Origin of the sequence: Rhizobium sp. RHZ01 (assembly GCF_014851595.1) — a bacterium.
Lineage (GTDB): Bacteria > Pseudomonadota > Alphaproteobacteria > Rhizobiales > Rhizobiaceae > Rhizobium > Rhizobium altiplani.
Window position 1 is genome coordinate 26,511 of sequence record NZ_JACUZZ010000004.1, and the last position, 15,304, is coordinate 41,814.

General features: G+C 58.8%; 14 protein-coding genes. 8 read left to right on the forward strand and 6 right to left on the reverse strand.

The genetic code is table 11. The annotated features are described in order from the left end of the window. The first annotated feature begins 30 nt into the window (after positions 1–30). The 6 genes from IB248_RS06265 (at position 31) to IB248_RS06290 (ending at position 8,815) form a co-directional block, all read left to right on the forward strand. Positions 31–588 carry a DUF924 family protein gene (locus tag IB248_RS06265; RefSeq protein WP_192240549.1) on the forward strand — a complete coding sequence of 186 codons (558 nt, stop codon included), beginning with the start codon at positions 31–33 and terminating at the stop codon, positions 586–588. 82 nt (positions 589–670) lie between these two features. Beyond that, positions 671–3,217 carry a mechanosensitive ion channel family protein gene (locus IB248_RS06270; protein WP_192240625.1) on the forward strand — a complete coding sequence of 849 codons (2,547 nt, stop codon included), beginning with the start codon at positions 671–673 and terminating at the stop codon, positions 3,215–3,217. 121 nt (positions 3,218–3,338) lie between these two features. Further along, positions 3,339–3,602 (forward strand): hypothetical protein, encoded by a 264-nt coding sequence (locus IB248_RS06275; protein WP_192240550.1) that lies wholly within the window; start codon positions 3,339–3,341, stop codon positions 3,600–3,602. A 207-nt stretch (positions 3,603–3,809) separates the two neighbouring features. Next, complete coding sequence (locus IB248_RS06280; protein WP_025660725.1) at positions 3,810–6,323, forward strand: FAD-dependent oxidoreductase; 2,514 nt, start codon at positions 3,810–3,812, stop codon at positions 6,321–6,323. A gap of 145 nt (positions 6,324–6,468) precedes the next feature. Then, complete coding sequence (locus IB248_RS06285; protein ID WP_192240551.1) at positions 6,469–7,299, forward strand: response regulator; 831 nt, start codon at positions 6,469–6,471, stop codon at positions 7,297–7,299. Between the two features lie 184 nt (positions 7,300–7,483). Next, positions 7,484–8,815: a diguanylate cyclase gene (locus tag IB248_RS06290; protein WP_192240552.1), complete on the forward strand. Its 1,332-nt coding sequence runs from the start codon at positions 7,484–7,486 to the stop codon at positions 8,813–8,815. 15 nt (positions 8,816–8,830) lie between these two features. Here IB248_RS06290 and IB248_RS06295 read toward each other — a convergent pair whose 3' ends face one another. The 5 genes from IB248_RS06295 to IB248_RS06315 all read right to left on the reverse strand — a co-directional run bounded on the left by IB248_RS06295 (position 8,831) and on the right by IB248_RS06315 (position 13,387). Continuing rightward, entirely contained in the window at positions 8,831–9,850 is a 1,020-nt protein-coding gene (locus tag IB248_RS06295) for a GlxA family transcriptional regulator (RefSeq protein ID WP_018854697.1), read from the reverse strand. A gap of 296 nt (positions 9,851–10,146) precedes the next feature. Continuing rightward, positions 10,147–10,344 (reverse strand): hypothetical protein, encoded by a 198-nt coding sequence (locus IB248_RS06300; RefSeq protein WP_192240553.1) that lies wholly within the window; start codon positions 10,342–10,344, stop codon positions 10,147–10,149. A 340-nt stretch (positions 10,345–10,684) separates the two neighbouring features. Continuing rightward, entirely contained in the window at positions 10,685–11,839 is a 1,155-nt protein-coding gene (locus IB248_RS06305; RefSeq protein ID WP_192240554.1) for a glycosyltransferase, read from the reverse strand. Between the two features lie 194 nt (positions 11,840–12,033). Beyond that, positions 12,034–12,261 (reverse strand): hypothetical protein, encoded by a 228-nt coding sequence (locus IB248_RS06310; protein WP_192240555.1) that lies wholly within the window; start codon positions 12,259–12,261, stop codon positions 12,034–12,036. A gap of 325 nt (positions 12,262–12,586) precedes the next feature. Next, the gene (locus IB248_RS06315) at positions 12,587–13,387 is read right to left on the reverse strand and encodes a methyltransferase domain-containing protein (protein WP_018854702.1); all 801 of its coding nucleotides are present in this window, start codon (positions 13,385–13,387) and stop codon (positions 12,587–12,589) included. Positions 13,388–13,711: 324 nt separating this feature from the next. Here IB248_RS06315 and IB248_RS06320 point away from each other — a divergent pair, with 324 nt between their 5' ends. Both IB248_RS06320 and IB248_RS06325 read left to right on the forward strand, forming a co-directional pair. Next, the gene (locus tag IB248_RS06320; protein ID WP_025660718.1) at positions 13,712–14,653 is read left to right on the forward strand and encodes a LysR family transcriptional regulator; all 942 of its coding nucleotides are present in this window, start codon (positions 13,712–13,714) and stop codon (positions 14,651–14,653) included. Positions 14,654–14,741: 88 nt separating this feature from the next. Next, positions 14,742–14,897 (forward strand): entericidin A/B family lipoprotein, encoded by a 156-nt coding sequence (locus IB248_RS06325; protein ID WP_007788385.1) that lies wholly within the window; start codon positions 14,742–14,744, stop codon positions 14,895–14,897. Positions 14,898–14,904: 7 nt separating this feature from the next. Here the strand turns inward: IB248_RS06325 and IB248_RS06330 are convergent, their stop codons facing one another. Beyond that, the gene (locus IB248_RS06330; protein WP_169680161.1) at positions 14,905–15,252 is read right to left on the reverse strand and encodes a hypothetical protein; all 348 of its coding nucleotides are present in this window, start codon (positions 15,250–15,252) and stop codon (positions 14,905–14,907) included. Positions 15,253–15,304 lie beyond the last annotated feature (52 nt).

Genomic DNA, 15,304 nt, shown 5'->3' on the forward strand with positions numbered 1-15,304 from the left:
TGCAGTCGGGCGGCTCTCGCGGGAGGAAATATGGAACTCGGATATGTCTGCACGCCACAGGAGGTCTTCGACTTCTGGTTCGAGGAGTGCGGCCGCGATCAATGGTTCAAAGCGACGACGGCGCTTGATCGGGATATTCGCAAGCGCTTCCGCGACACGCATCTTGCGCTCTCGCGCGACGTGTCGGAGGAGTGGCGTGCGACGCCCCACAGCAGGCTTGCCGCAGTAATCGTGCTGGACCAGTTTCCTCGCAACATCTACCGCACGACACCGCTCGCCTTTGCCACCGATGGGCTTGCGCTGCGGGAAGCAAAGCTTGCCGTGGAAGCTGGCGCCGACCAGCAGGTCAGCCCGGAATGCCGGACGTTTTTTTACATGCCCTTCGAGCACTGCGAAGATCTGGCCGAGCAGGATCGTGCCGTGGCACTATTCAGTGCGCTTGGCGATGAGGAATATATCGACTATGCGCTTCGCCACCATAAGGTGATCGCCGCCCACGGTCGATTTCCGCATCGAAACGCCATCGTCGGACGACAATCGACCGTGGCAGAACTAGAATATCTGGCACAGCCGGGTGCAGGCTTCTGAGCGCGTCGCCTTTCTGTTGCCTTTCTTTCTTATGAAAAACTGGACTCCAATTTTGATCCAGAACCTTCCGAGCGGGGATATTTTGCGGCCGACCCAACTCTTGCTTCGCATTTTCCTAGTCGCTGCGCTGGCGACCGTTGGCGCGAGCCTTGCAAGCGCGGAGGCGCCTCAACCGCAGGCCGAGCAACAGCCCCAGGCGACCGAGCAGGCTTCAGTTGCTGACGGTCCGATCGAGCAGGCCGCTAAGGCGCTGGAGAAGGCAAAGCAGGACCTCGTCGCGCTCGAGGACGGCGTAAGGCAGAAAGGCGACGATGACGACGCGCTGGTGGCTCTCGCCGGAAAGACCGACGAACTTGGGCGCTCGGTTCTCAACATATCCGTCGGCCTCCGGCCGCGGCTCGACCAGATCAAGAACCGCCTTGGCGAGCTAGGCGATCCACCAAAGGAAGGGCAGCCGACCGAAGCGGAGATCGTTACGACCGAACGCAACGCCCTGACGGCCGAGCGCGCCCAGATTAACGCCGTTACCGGTGATGCCGAGACCCTGTCTGCTTCCATCAGCAAGCTTGGTAACGTTATCGCTGAAACACGCCGACAGCTTTTCGCCGCGACCTTGCTGCGACGCACCGATGTCTCGGTTTCTGTTATTGACGATGCGGCGCGCGCCTTCGTCCAAGAGGGGTCGGAGTTTGTCCAAGCCCTTGGAAGCTGGCTGGGATTTGTACTGAAGTTCAAGGCTTTCGCGTTCTTCGCGGCCATCTTCATGTCGCTTGTGACGGCGTTGGTGCTGTTGTCCGGCGGTTACCGCATCTTCGGTCGCTACCTGCAGCGTAAGGAAACGGACGAGCAGCCCTCCTATATCAATCGTCTCTCGATTGCTTTCTGGTCGACGCTGATCCGGACGTTCGCGCTTACTACGCTCCTGGTGACCTCCTATTTCTTCCTCAACAGTTTCAACGTTCTGAGACCGGATATCGCGCCGATCATCGGGGCGCTCTTCGGTGCGATCGGGTTGATCTATTTCGTCAGGCGTTTCACCAATGCGGTGTTCGCACCGAAGGAGCCGCAATGGCGTCTCGTCAAGCTTTCCAACCGCGGTGCGAGTTCCATCGGAGCCTGCTTGCTCGCGATGGCCATCGTCAATGCGCTTGACTACCTCTTCGGCAGCATCAGCGAGGCGATGGGGTCCCCACTCGTCCTGACCGTGGTCAAAAGTTTGATTGCGGCATTGATCATCGGCTTCATCCTGATTGCTGCCTCGTTTGGCAGGCCGATGCTGGCGCGAAATGGCGATCCTGACGCGCCGGGACGCCATTGGCCGCGGGGCATGGCGATCATTCTGCGCGTCCTGGGTGCGGGGCTGATCATAACCGCGCTGACTGGTTATGTCGGGCTTGCGCGCTTTGTTGCGACCCAGTTGATCATCACCGGCGCGATCATCGTCACGACCTATATCGGTCTCCTGTCGGGCAAAGCGATTTCACGCAGCGAGACTTTTGGCGAGACATCGCTTGGTCGTTTCCTCCAAAAGCGTTTCAAACTCGGCCCTGTTGCCATCGACCAAGCGGGCCTGTTGGTTGGCATGTGCATCTCGGCCGTCGCGCTGATAGTTGGGATTCCGCTGGTGCTGCTCCTGTGGGGCTTCCACATCCAGGATCTTGAACTTATCGCCTATCGCCTTCTCACGGAGGTCAGGCTGGGTGGGATCAGCATTTCGCTGGTCGGGATAATGACTGGTGTCCTTCTCTTTGCAGGCGGCTACCTGCTGACGCGCTGGATCCAGCGCTGGCTCGACAGCAACGTCATGGCGCGGAGCCACGTCGACCTCGGCGTTCGAAATTCGGTCAAGACAGGAATCGGCTACCTTGGCGTTGGTCTTGCGGCGATTGTCGGCGTTTCCGCTGCGGGCATCGACCTCTCAAACCTCGCGCTCGTTGCCTCGGCGCTTTCGGTCGGCATCGGTTTCGGCCTCCAGAACATCGTGTCGAACTTCGTTTCCGGTCTGATTTTGCTCGTAGAACGGCCGTTCAAGGTCGGCGACCACGTGGTTTCCGGTACCGCTGAGGGCATCGTGAAGCGCATCTCCGTGCGCGCAACCGAGATCGAGACATTCCGCAAGCAGTCGATCATCGTGCCGAATTCCGAGCTGATCAACGCATCGGTCGGTAACTGGACCCATCGCAACAAGATGGGGCGCTCCGAAATTCCGGTTTCGGTGAGCTACGATTCCGATCCGCAGAAGGTGATGGACATCCTGCTGGAGCTGGTGAATGCCGTGCCTGTCGTCCTGCGCAATCCTGAGCCGCATGTCGAGTTCCTTCGCTTCGGGCCGTATTCGCTGGATTTCGAGCTTCGCTTCATGCTTGCTGACATGGGGGACGGCTTGAAGGTCCGGAACGATCTCCGGATCGCGATCCTCAAGAGATTCAGGGAGGAGGGCGTCCAAATCCCGCTTCCGCAAAGCGATGTCGTATTCCATCGCCAGCCGGACCAAGTCGGAGGGGCAACTCCCGCAAGCAAGGCGCCGGCGAAGATCGAAGATGTCTCCGAGACGAGCGAAATGGACGACGAGGCCGGCACTGTGCGCCGGTTGCGCGGTAAGTCGGCTGATGGCAATCTCAAGGGGTAAAGGCGTTGTTCAGCGATCGTTCAGAGCGGTCGCCGTATAACGCCTGCAATCGGGTTTTCGCTGCTGGGGGCAGCAGCGCCGAGACGCTCCGAGGGAGGGCGCAACATCCGCGCCGCACTGCATGGCAAGATTTGCCGTCGTACTGCTTTTTTCGCTCACGGCCGTAGGCCAAACTCACGCAGCTTCCATCACCAATACCGATAGCGCCGCTGTTGTGATCGTCCTTTCCGAGGGCGGTCACAAGATGCAGCTCGTGCTCGATCCTGGTGCATCCGAGACGTTCTGCCAGTCGGGCTGCTTCATCACAACGCCTGACGGTGATCGCATCGGGCTCGATGGCGGCGAAACGATCGACATCATCAAGGGATCGGCCGTCGTAAAGTGAACGACGGCGCGCTCTGATCACAATTTTTGTCCACGGATTTTCGACCAAAGGCCTTTTGCGGCTTGCCTATTTGCATGCAGTCGCGGCAAGCTTTTCGCATGTCGTAAACAGGCATTTGGCAAGCCCGGCCTCGCTGCATAGTTCGCTAAGGCGATTTCCGTCGGCGGCATTCGTCGGACAGGTTAGTAGAACAGAGGGTAATTCTCCATGAAGACACATGCGCGCGCAGTGGTCATCGGCGGCGGCGTCGTTGGCGTTTCGACGCTTTATCACCTCGCCAAGAAGGGCTGGGACGATGTCGTCCTGATCGAACGCAAGGAACTGACCTCCGGTTCGACATGGCATGCCGCGGGTCTGCTGCCTTTGTTCAACATGAGCTACTCGGTCGGCCAGATCCACAAGTACTCGGTTCGGTTCTATCAGGAGCTTCAAAAGGAAACCGGCATGAACGTCGGTTTCAGCCAGGTTTCCAACATTCGTCTGGCGCGCACCAAGGATCGCTGGGACGAGTACATGTACTATGCCGGCATCGCGGAGACGATTGGCGTCAAGGTCAACGTACTGACGCCGGAGCAGGTCAAGGAGATTTGGCCGCTCTGCGAGACGGATGGTCTCCTCGGCGCGATCCAGCATCCCGATGACGGCTACATCCAGCCTGCAGATCTGACCCAGGCGCTCGCCAAGGGTGCGCGCGACCGCGGTGCCACGATCTATCGCAACACCACAGTCACCGCGATCGAGCAGCAGCATGATGGCCTCTGGAAGGTGACGACGGACAAGGGCGAGATCACGGCAGAGCACATCATCTCCTGTACCGGCAACTTTGCCCGCAAGACCGGAGAGATGGTCGGGATCAACATTCCGGTTATCCCGGTCGAGCACCAGTATATCGTCACCGAGCCGCATCCGGCGATCCTCGAGCGCAAGGCCAAGGGCCTGCCGGAGATGGGCGTGCTCCGCGAATCCGACAGCGCCTGGTACATGCGCGAAGAGAATGGCGGCCTCATTCTCGGGCCGTACGAGCACGGCGCGCCAGTCTGTTACGTCAACGGTCCGTCGGATGAGAGCGAGTACGAACTCTTCCAGGAAGAGCTCGATCGCCTGATGCCGCATATCGAGACCGCGATCGCCCGCGTCCCTGCTTTTGGTGAAGTCGGCATCAAGAAGGTCTATAACGGCGCGATCGCCTATACGCCCGATGGCAACCCGATTGTTGGTCCCGCACCGGGCCTCCGCAATTTCTGGCTCAACGAGGGGCACTCCTTCGGGATCACCGCAGCCGGTGGCGCCGGTTGGCAGTTGGCGGAATGGATCGTGGATGGCGAGCCGACCGTCGACATGATGGGCGTCGATCCGCGTCGTTTCGGTCCCTATGCGACCGAAGGCTACCTCATCGCCAAGAACGAAGAGGCATACGCCAACGTCTTCACCATGCACTATCCCGATGAAGAGCGCGGTGCCGCTCGTCCGCTGAAGACGACGCCGGTCTACGATCGCCTGAAGAAGCTGGGTGCTGTTTTCGGTTCCGTCTATGGCTGGGAGCGCGCCAACTGGTTTGCACCTGAAGGCTACGACCTGCCGAAGGATCAGATTGGCGTTGGCGAGGATGTCCTCACCAACCATAATCACTCCGATCCTGAAGAGGATGGTCGCATCCTTGAACGCTGGTCGTTCCGGCGCTCGAACTACTTCGAGCATGTCGGCAACGAAGTCATGAATGTGCACAAGAATGTCGGTGTGCTCGACATGTCCGCCTTCGCCAAGATGGAAGTCTCCGGCCCCGGCGCACGCGCCTGGTTGGAATCGATCTTTGCCAACGCCATCCCGAAGAAGCGCGGTCGCATCGCGCTCTGCCACATGCTGACGGTTCACGGTGGCGTTCGCGCCGAGTTCACGGTCTATGAATGGGCTCCGAACCGCTTCTACCTTGTGTCAGCCGGCGCCTACGAGGCGCACGACCATGACTATTTGCGCAGGCTCGCGCCGACCGATGGTTCCGTTCGGCTGCAGCAGATCACGCAGCGACTCGGTGTGCTGGTGCTTGCCGGTCCCAAGTCGCGTGACCTGCTCAAGAAGCTCACGCGGACGAGCCTTGAGAACAAGGACTTCCCGTGGTTGTCGGGCAAGGAGATCTCGATCGGCGTTGCGAGCGCACATGCGCTGCGCGTCAATTTCGTCGGCGAGCTTGGCTGGGAATTGCATCATCCGATCGAGATGCAGAACTACATCTTCGACAAGCTGATGGAAGCCGGGGCCGAATTCGGCATCAAGCCGTTCGGTATTCGCGCGATGCTGTCGATGTCGATCGAGAAGTCCTACCGTCTCATCCCCCGCGAGATGTCGATCGAGTACAACGCCTATGAATCGGCGCTTGATCGCTTCATCAAGCCGGAGAAGGAGTTCCTCGGTCGTGAGGGGCTGTTGGCCTACAAGGACAAGGGGCTGAAGTGGAACTTCGCGACCCTCGTCGTCGAGACCGGCAACGATGTCGATGCCCGCGGTTCCGAAGCCATCTACAACGAGGCTGGCGAGCTCGTCGGACGTGCGACAAACGGCACCTTCGGCTTCCGCATCAATCGGTCGCTGGCGCTGGCGATGCTGCGTCCCGACTACGCCAAGGAAGGCACGAAGCTGAAGATCAAGATCCTCGGCACGACGTACAACGCCACCGTCGTCGGCGAGAGCCCCTTCGATCCGGACAACGCCGCGCTGAGGGCATAGTCCTTTAAGCATGTTTCGAAGAAAGTCAGGGCGGCCCTCGTGGCCGCCTTTTTGTTGGTCAGTGACCGCAGCCGATTAATACTTATTCAAACCGGCTACTGTACCGCTTTGAAGCGGGGATACCATTTTATCAAAAGGTTTCGAAATGGCGTTTTTGGGTATTTCAGGAATGCAATATTCCGGAGGCATGTTTGCCGGTGCGCGCATTATTCTCGCCGAGGATTCCAATGTCTTCACATCGATGATCGGCAGGCGGCTGAAGGAGCTTTTCGATATCGACGTGGAGATCTGCCGGAGTTTCGAAGAGCTGCAGCTGTCATATGACAAGTCCACCGACCCGATCACGCTTGCCATTTCCAACATCAATCTGCCCGGTGCCGAAAATGGCGAAGCATTGGAATATCTGGTCGATCTCAGCATCCCGACCATCGTCTTCACCGGCACGTTCCAAGAAGGTATGCGCGACAAGCTGATCGCCAAGGACATCGTCGATTACATCCTCAAGGACAATGTCTTCGCGGTTGATCTTCTTGCCGAATCGATCTGCCGCTTCCTTACCAATCATCGTCATCATGTTCTGATTGTCGATGACAGCGCTACGGCCCGCGCGCTGCTCTCGAGCCGCCTCAAGCGCTACAATTTCCGGGTCAACACCGCGGAAAGCGGCGCCAAGGCGCTCGAAATCCTCAAGGCGAATCGCGACATCGGCTTGATGATCACCGACTACAACATGCCCGATATCGATGGCTTCGAGCTGACGCGACGCATACGCGCCAACATCGGCTCGCACGAGTTGCGCATCATCGGCGTGTCGTCATCGTCCAACCGGCTGCTGTCGGCGCGGTTCCTCAAAGCCGGCGGTAACGACTTCATGCTGCGCCCATTCATCGACGAAGAGTTCTACTGCCGCGTCAACCAGAACCTCGACACGCTGCTGCAGATCCAGTTGATGCGCAGGGAGCGGGCCGTTGCCTGACGCACTTCCTGCGCTCGAGGATTGTAGATGGGACGCATTCACGCCCCCGGAAACGGAGATTTATGCAATTTCCGGTGTTGCCAAGTCTCGATATCTTCTCAGGCGTGTTTCTGTGAGTTATCTTCATAAAAGTCGAGAAGACGGTCGATTCGGACTGCGGCGGCTTTCTGGGGGATAGGAGTGAATGGCGTTCCAGGAGGATCTCCATCGGGATGGATTCGGACCACGTTTTGGTGGCCAGCGGGTGCTCCTGGTTGAAGATTCCCGGATGTTTTCAGCGGTTCTGTGCCACCGGCTTCATGCAGAACTCGGCCTGAACGTCAAACCGTGCGCCTCCCTGAAAATCCTCGAAGAGACGATCGCCCAGTCGCCAAACGATTACACAATGGCGATTGTCGACCTCAATTTGCCGGACGCACCCTATGGCGAGGCGCTCGACTACACCATACAGGCCAGTATCCCGACCATTGTCTTCACCGCCACTTTCGACCTCGATACGCGCAATCGCATCATGGAGCGCAATGTCATCGACTATGTGCTGAAAGACAACGAGTTCGCGCTCGATAGCGTTGTTGCCAGCGTCAGGCGGGCATTATCGAACAGGAAGATACGGGTGCTCGTGGTCGACGATGTCCCTTCCGCGCGCGAACTCCTGGTCGGGTTGCTCGAAGCGCAACAGTATATGGTTGTGGAAGCCGCTTCCGGCCTCGAGGCCTTCGCCGCGCTTGAGACCTACGACGATATCGAGGTCGTCATCACTGATCATCATATGCCCGACATGAGCGGTTGCGAGCTGACGCGGCGGATACGGCGGCACTTCGGCTCTGATCGGCTGCGGATCATCGGGGTTTCATCTTCGAGCGATCGCCTGCTCTCTGCGAGCTTTCTGAAGGCCGGCGCTTCGGATTTTCTCTATAGGCCGTTCGTGGCTGAGGAACTGCAGTGCCGGGTCGCCAACAACGTCGAGACTTTGGCGCAGCTGAAGCAGCTTCGGGCGGCTGCGGCCTGCGACTACCTCACTGGCCTCTACAATCGCCGCTACTTCTACGATCTCGGGCCCAAGCTGGTGAATGACTGCCTGCGCCAGAAGACCGCGGCCGCTGTCGCGATCCTCGACATCGATCATTTCAAGCGGTTGAACGATACATACGGGCACGAGATCGGAGACGAGGTGCTGAAGGCGGTCGCAGACCGGCTTGCAACGATCTTCGAGGGAAGCGACAACCTTCTTTCGCGCCTCGGTGGTGAGGAGTTTGCGATCTTGTTCCCGATGATGGATTCAATGGCCGCGAGCAAGCTGTGTGATGAGATACGGTCGGATATCTCACGCATGAAGGTGATGGCCGATGACGAGGAGCTTTCCGTCACCGTGTCGATCGGCGTTGCCGAGATTTCCGACTATGAAACCTTCGACAACTATCTCAATGCCGCCGACCAGTTTCTCTATATGGCCAAGCACAAAGGGCGCAATCAGGTCTATTCCGACGCGCGGATGACGGCGGAGGCGGCTCAATAGCCGCCCGGGCTGAGATCACGCGGCGATGGCCTGGCGTGCGGTTGCCATCGTCATCTTGCGTTCTGCGCGCTCCTGTTGCGGCGAGCGATGATAGAGTTCGCGATAACACTTGGAGAAGTGTGAGGCCGAAACGAAGCCACAGGCGACGGCGACTTCGACGACCGGCATGGAGGACTGCACCAGCAGGTGGCGGGCGCGATCAAGCCGTATTTCCAGATAATACCGCGCCGGCGAGCGCCCCATTTCCTGACGGAACAACCGCTCGATCTGGCGGCGTGACAGGTCTACGCCGTCCGCGATCTCAAGCAGCGAGAGCGGTTCGGAGAGGTTGCCTTCCATCAGTTCGATGATGGAGAGAACCTTGGCATTCTGGACGCCGAGGCGCGCGCGCAGCGGCAGGCGCTGGCGATCGTTCGGGCTGCGGACGCGATCCGTCAGATGCTGCTCGCAGACCCGGTTCACCAGCGTTTCGCCGAAATCCTGGCCGATCAGATTCAGCATCATGTCCAGCGACGCCGTGCCGCCGGCGCAGGTGTAGAGATTACTGTCCACTTCATAGAGATCGGCATAGACCTCGGCCTGCGGAAAGGCTTCCGAAAAGCCCGGCAGGTTTTCCCAGTGGATAGCACAGCGCTTGCCGTTCAGAAGCCCCGCCTGTGCGAGGATGTGCGCGCCGGTACAAAGGCTGCCGACGGCGACGCCGCGGTTGTAGGATTCGCGCAACCAAGCACTGACGGACTTGTTGTTGAAGTCTTCGACATCGATGCCGGAACAGACCAGCACCATGCTCGGGCGATATTCGCCGCCGAGATTGCGGCGCTCATCGGCCAGCGACGTATTTGCCTCGACGCCGATGCCGCAGGAAGAATAGACCTTCTGCCCGTCAACCGAGGTCAGCCGCCACGTGTAGGCCTGGTAGCCGAGCATGCGGTTGGCTATGCGCAGGGTATCGATCGCCGCTGAAAAGGGCAGCATCGTAAACTGCGGAACCATGAAGAAGACGAGAGAGCGTTGCTTGTGCGACATCTTGTTCATGAGACAAATCCGTGCTGGAGGTGCGAATGCACTATTCGTTGCTTGGAATACGTCGTTTCGATATCCTGAAAGCGACATTCTCATGGATAAATGCGGCCGCAAAGAGCAAATTTGCGACATTGCTGAAATTGACGATGGTCAAATGACGTTTGCGTTCTTCAAAAGTTCGAAAAAGGCGCTCGAAGAAAATATATGTGTCTGAAATTCAAGATTTAATTAGGAGCCCCTAAAGACGGAGAAAGCGGCGCTGCACGAAGGCGGGCGCCGCTCTCACGCGGGGAGGAATGTCGGATTCATTACATAACCTTGCGTTCATCCTCGCCATCCGCCGACGGCCAGCCAATGTCCTTACGCATGTCGAAGGGCATGGATTCGATTTCGCGGGCGGCCTGCCGCTGGTGCCAAGCATGAACCAGCTTGCGGGCATAGTCGACAATATGCTCATGAGCTTCGCTTGAGGACGCCTTGGTGTGCCTGAAGGTAATCGTCGTCATAGCCGTTCCTTTCTTCGTCGGATGACGCCTTGTTTGATGAGTAAAATATGGGTGTTTTCATCCCATCAATCAAACGAATAGCATTTATGGATATCATCAGTGATTTTGAACGATGGCGACGCGCGGCGGATTGATATCCGCCGACACGGCCAATTCAATTCGAGGGGCGTCGTGCCTACCGGCGGCGCGGGGAGGAGCCGCCACGCATGGTGTTGATCTAAAGGGAGATGCGGGCACAGCGCTGCCGGCGGAACAGTGGCCGATCTGGCGGGGCGGATTCATATGTCCCGAGGGCAACTTGGGCGGCTGGCGGCCGCCGCGGTATGTCGATTGCCCTAGTTTAGGGGCCTGCAATCGGTTCGGCTACTCCACCCTCCAGGCGCGATTCCTGCGATCTGATCACCATAATGTTTCCGCGCCAATCGAAACTGCCTCTCAACCAACTCCGTGTCCAGATCGCTGGCTGCAAGACATCGCGGGTAACCATTGCGAGGAGTGACAGCAGGGATAGGTGCCAATGCTTGCGGGCTGCAAGAATAAGTTCCGGCGCGTAGGCGGTGCATAAGACTGCCAGGGTTGTAGTAACGAGACTGGTGCCGGAAACGACGGCAGCGCTCAGGCCCAGCAATAGGGGAGGAACTACGCCAAGCAGGATCTCCGGCGCGAAGAAGTGCGGGAAAGTGACGCGTCTCAGCCGCGCCCAACGAGACTGCCTGGCCCAGAGCTCGCGGAAGGTCCTTCTGCCTAGGGGCTGCTCGAATGGTCCGGCGACGAGATGCACCTTGAGGCCCATGCTGTTGACCAGCTTTGTGGCGGCGGCGTCTTCTGCGATCTCGGCCGCAAGGGCTTGGATGCCACCGTGGGCGTCGAGGATCGTCTTTTGCCAGAGCATGCTCTTGCCTTGCGCGAAGCCGAATCCAAGCGCTTCCCCGGCATATTGCCAACGGGCTTGGTGGGTGTTGAGAAAAGCACATTCGACCTCCGCCCAAAATCCGCTCGGACGGGAGCCAAGTGGCGTCGAGCAAACGAGGCCGCTGTCGGGTCGCCATGCGGCCATAAGGCGTGCGAGATAGTTCGCCGGCATCAGGACATTGGAATCGGCAAGGACGACCCATTCATGCGCCGCCGCGCTCCAGCCCTTGACGCAGTTGTTGAGTTTCGGATTTGCGCTGATGCGGTCATCCCCGATCAAAATCCTTGCATTTGCCAGCGGCCTTGCTCGGAGGGTGTTCTCCGCCAGACCAATGATCGGATCGGCCTTGTCTGCAACGCAAAAAATGACTTCGTAGTCGGGCCAATCCAGGATCAGCGCGCTTTCGAGTGTTTCCCGCGAGAACTGTTCCATGCCGCAAAGGGGTATCACGATCGAGACAGGCGGACGCACAGCGACACTTGGCGTCTTGTCTTGGCGGGACCGAATTCGCCATCCCGCGATCATAAGGCTGAGGGTATTGGCTGCCAGCAGGGCACCGGCGACGGCAATGATATACAGCATCAGTCATTCCAGCGGTGAACAGCGCCTGAATGAAAACGAGTCTCAGCGCTCGGTGAGTCAAAACATCACCGTCAGATGACGCGATGATGACATCTACCCAACGGTGACGCCTTAGTCATGCGAAGATCCACAGGATCTGTCTGCCGACGAGGACCGGCTTGCCCGCCGCGACGCCGATGCCGACGGGCCCCGGCTCAGTGTTTCTTCCTCAGCGCCTTCTGGATCTTCACAACCTCACCCTTCATCAAGATCAGGAAGTGCTTCTTGTCGAGGCGATTGGCGACCTCGCCATCCATTGTCATGTAATCGGTTCTGGGCCTAGGGATGGCTTCATCGGCAACCCTGATCTGTTCGATGACAATGCAGGGATTTCCTGCGCCGCCCGTGCATTTGAACCGCCGCGTCTCCTGATACTGTGACATCAACGCCCCTCCTAGCTGACAGCAAGCATCATCGTTTCCGACGCGGCGATTTCAAGTTTTATTTTAGTCATTACTGAAATAGATGGAGGGGAGATCGCCGAGATGAGCGGACAAAGCCCGGTGCTGGTTTGGACAGCGCCGGGCCTCTGCGACTGCAGTTGAGGGAAACGCAGTCAGCGCAACGACAAAGCAAAGCGTGCGTTGCCCACAAGGAACGCCTCCTAGCATCGGATGTTCCGACAATTCGAGGCATTGTCGGACGAGCCGTGTTTTGGTGCGCGCCTTCGCGCGTCGGCACAATGAGCGGCTGCCGTGCGCGTGATATCTACCGTGGCGCCTCGGCGGTGAACACCAGCGCTGACATCGGCCCTTCGATCGGACCTTTGCCGAAAGCCTGCTCGAGAGCCGCCGTGACTCGTGCCACGACGTCGAATTTCGGGTTGCGGGCTTCGATTTCCATGCGGAGCGGGCTGCCCTTGCAGAAGGCGGTTGCGGCGTCCCTTGCCGAGGACGCATGGGCAGTCTTTTCGACCTTGGTGAAAGCGGCCGACTCGAATCCGGCCCGTTCGAGTTCCGAGAGGATCGCCTCAGCATCAAAATAGCTGTGCGGCGTTCGCCGGAAGAAGTCCAGCGGATCTTCTGGAAACAATGCATCCGTCTCAGTCATCATGACCTTTGCGAAGGCGTTGCTCTCGAGGGAGTCCCAGGTGCTGAAGAGGAAGGTCCCTTTCGGCTTGAGTACGCGGAGGATTTCGCGGTAGGCGCGTTGCTTATCGGGAAAGAACATGACGCCGAACTGGCATGTGACGGTGTCAAAGATGTGATCGGGAAAGGGCAGGCTCAACGCGTCAGCCTGTCGCCATGCGATATGCCCGCCAGAATGTCTCAATGCGGCGACATCCAGCATCGCCTGGTTCAAATCGGTGGCGATGATTTGGGCGTGCGGAAGCGCCGACGATATCGCGCGCGTGAGGGCCCCGGACCCTGCTGCGACTTCGAGAACGCGGTGCGGATGAACCGATGCCAGGCGCTGCGCCAGATCGGCGGCATAAGGGTCAAACAGGATCGGCACCAGATACCGATCGTATGCTGCAGGGATATCGCCTTGGAAACACGCATCGTTCATCGCGATGGTCCTTACGCTCCGTCGCCGCGCCCGGAGCGTATATTAGAACCTTTCGATGCGTCTTTGAAGCCGCTGGCGGCGCTCGCATCTTCAGCGAGGGACGGTCATACCTAGTGCCTGTAGGTCGAGGTCATCAGCGAGATGCCTCGGCAGTCGAGCCAACTGATCTCGTGTGCGATTGCGTGTCTGACGTGAGATCTGACGAGATCTGAATGCGTAGAAGATGTCGAAGATTACAATGAGCGTGTTCATCGCGGCCTCCTTTCATCAGTACTAGCCGCTATGAACCAAGGGTATTGTCGGGTTGACTTTCAATCAAACAAAATGATATGGAAGTCAAATTCAGAAAAATTGAAAGATGTGACGATGAGCATTCCCTTTCGCCGTCCCATTCCTTTGCTTGACAACGACGTGCTGCGCACCTTCGTTGCCATTGCAGAGACCGGCAATTTTTCCACGGCCGCGGAAGCCGTCTATCGGACGCCGTCGGCGGTATCCATGCAGATCAAGAAGCTGGAAGAGCAACTCGGCGCCACGCTGTTTCTGCGTGATGCGCGATCGGTCAGTCTGACCCAGCATGGCGAAGTGCTGCTCTCCTACGCGCGCAACATCCTCGCTCTGTCGAACGAGGCCGTCTCGCGGTTCATCATGCCCGAGCTGAGCGGCGTGGTGCGGCTCGGCGCGCCTGAAGATATCGGCGAACGGCTGCTGCCGAATATCCTGAAAAGCTTCGCCGAGAGTTTCCCGAGCATCATGGTCGATGTCACCATTGACATGAGCATCGGCCTCAAGAAGCGCATGGAAGAGCAGCGCCTGGACCTGGCACTGATCAATTGCGCGACGCGTCCGCTGCCGACGGATGGGGAGATCGTCTTCCGCGAGAGGCTTGTATGGGCCGGTGCCAAATGTGGTACGGCGCACCGCCGCGATCCGCTGCCGATCTCGATCTGGGAGGATGGCTGCATTTGGCGCTCTGAGGCACTGTCTCAGCTTGAGCGAATGAAGCGCGGCTATCGTGTCGCTTTTCTTAGCGGTCACACCATGGCCCAGCGAGCGGCCGTCGTTTCCGACCTCGCGATCGCGCCCCTGCCGCGCTCCTATGTCACTGATGAGATGACAATTCTCGGCGTGCAGGAGGGGCTGCCCGAACTCGGTTCCTTCGACATCAGGCTGCTCACTGCGTCACAGATGAACAACCCGATGCGGGCGGTAGCCGATAGCATCCGCTTTGCCTTTGCGGAAAAAGCCAAGGCCGTAGCGGCTTGACAACTTAGTACGGACCTCTTTTCTTCCTCCGGGGTTTAATGCGCGCGGAGTCGCCCGCGCGTGGACGATTGAAAAGAAGGATTTCGCAATGACGACAATGGCCAAGATCGGCTCCGCCCTCGCAATTCTGCTCGTGCTTTCTTCGTGTGGAAACACAATCCGCGGCATCGGTCGCGACACGGCAAATGCCGTAAACGCGACTCAGGATGCAGGTCGTTCGGTCGGTCGCGCGGCCACCAGGTAAGACGGCGTCAGATCACCGCCGGCGGGTAGGCCCTTTCCAGCCCGCCGGAACGCGAAAGCCCACTCCGGAACGCCGCATAGGCCGGGTGCTGGCTTGATTTCGCTGCCTCCATGAGGCGTATCTGCAGGCGGGCCGGCGCTGCGCCGCCAATCCATTTCCCAAGGCTCTCGAGTTTCAGCGTATTCAGGAATGGCGCGCTCGCGGCATTGTTCAGGTGACGGTGAAGACCATCGATGACGTTCTCGTCCTGTGCCGCATTTTCCATCAGCAGGGAGACGTAGGATTTTTCCTGCTCCTCCAGGCTGGCAAGCTTCGAGGCGATTGTGTCGCGGTCGGGAAACGGGGTGGATGTCATCTTTTTTCTCTTCGTCTGGGCAAGCAGCTTGGCACGATTGGGTGCCGCCGCT

What these genes read in the sequence shown, in the direction of transcription:
- IB248_RS06280 (WP_025660725.1), top strand. Translation starts at nt 3,810, where the DNA reads ATGAAGACACATGCGCGCGCAGTGGTCATCGGCGGCGGCGTCGTTGGC.
- IB248_RS06290 (WP_192240552.1), top strand. Translation starts at nt 7,484, where the DNA reads ATGGCGTTCCAGGAGGATCTCCATCGGGATGGATTCGGACCACGTTTT.
- IB248_RS06310 (WP_192240555.1), bottom strand. Translation starts at nt 12,261, where the DNA reads ATGTCACAGTATCAGGAGACGCGGCGGTTCAAATGCACGGGCGGCGCA.
- IB248_RS06285 (WP_192240551.1), top strand. Translation starts at nt 6,469, where the DNA reads ATGGCGTTTTTGGGTATTTCAGGAATGCAATATTCCGGAGGCATGTTT.
- IB248_RS06275 (WP_192240550.1), top strand. Translation starts at nt 3,339, where the DNA reads ATGGCAAGATTTGCCGTCGTACTGCTTTTTTCGCTCACGGCCGTAGGC.
- IB248_RS06295 (WP_018854697.1), bottom strand. Translation starts at nt 9,850, where the DNA reads ATGAACAAGATGTCGCACAAGCAACGCTCTCTCGTCTTCTTCATGGTT.
- IB248_RS06305 (WP_192240554.1), bottom strand. Translation starts at nt 11,839, where the DNA reads ATGCTGTATATCATTGCCGTCGCCGGTGCCCTGCTGGCAGCCAATACC.
- IB248_RS06330 (WP_169680161.1), bottom strand. Translation starts at nt 15,252, where the DNA reads ATGACATCCACCCCGTTTCCCGACCGCGACACAATCGCCTCGAAGCTT.
- IB248_RS06265 (WP_192240549.1), top strand. Translation starts at nt 31, where the DNA reads ATGGAACTCGGATATGTCTGCACGCCACAGGAGGTCTTCGACTTCTGG.
- IB248_RS06300 (WP_192240553.1), bottom strand. Translation starts at nt 10,344, where the DNA reads ATGACGACGATTACCTTCAGGCACACCAAGGCGTCCTCAAGCGAAGCT.
- IB248_RS06325 (WP_007788385.1), top strand. Translation starts at nt 14,742, where the DNA reads ATGACGACAATGGCCAAGATCGGCTCCGCCCTCGCAATTCTGCTCGTG.
- IB248_RS06315 (WP_018854702.1), bottom strand. Translation starts at nt 13,387, where the DNA reads ATGAACGATGCGTGTTTCCAAGGCGATATCCCTGCAGCATACGATCGG.
- IB248_RS06320 (WP_025660718.1), top strand. Translation starts at nt 13,712, where the DNA reads ATGATATGGAAGTCAAATTCAGAAAAATTGAAAGATGTGACGATGAGC.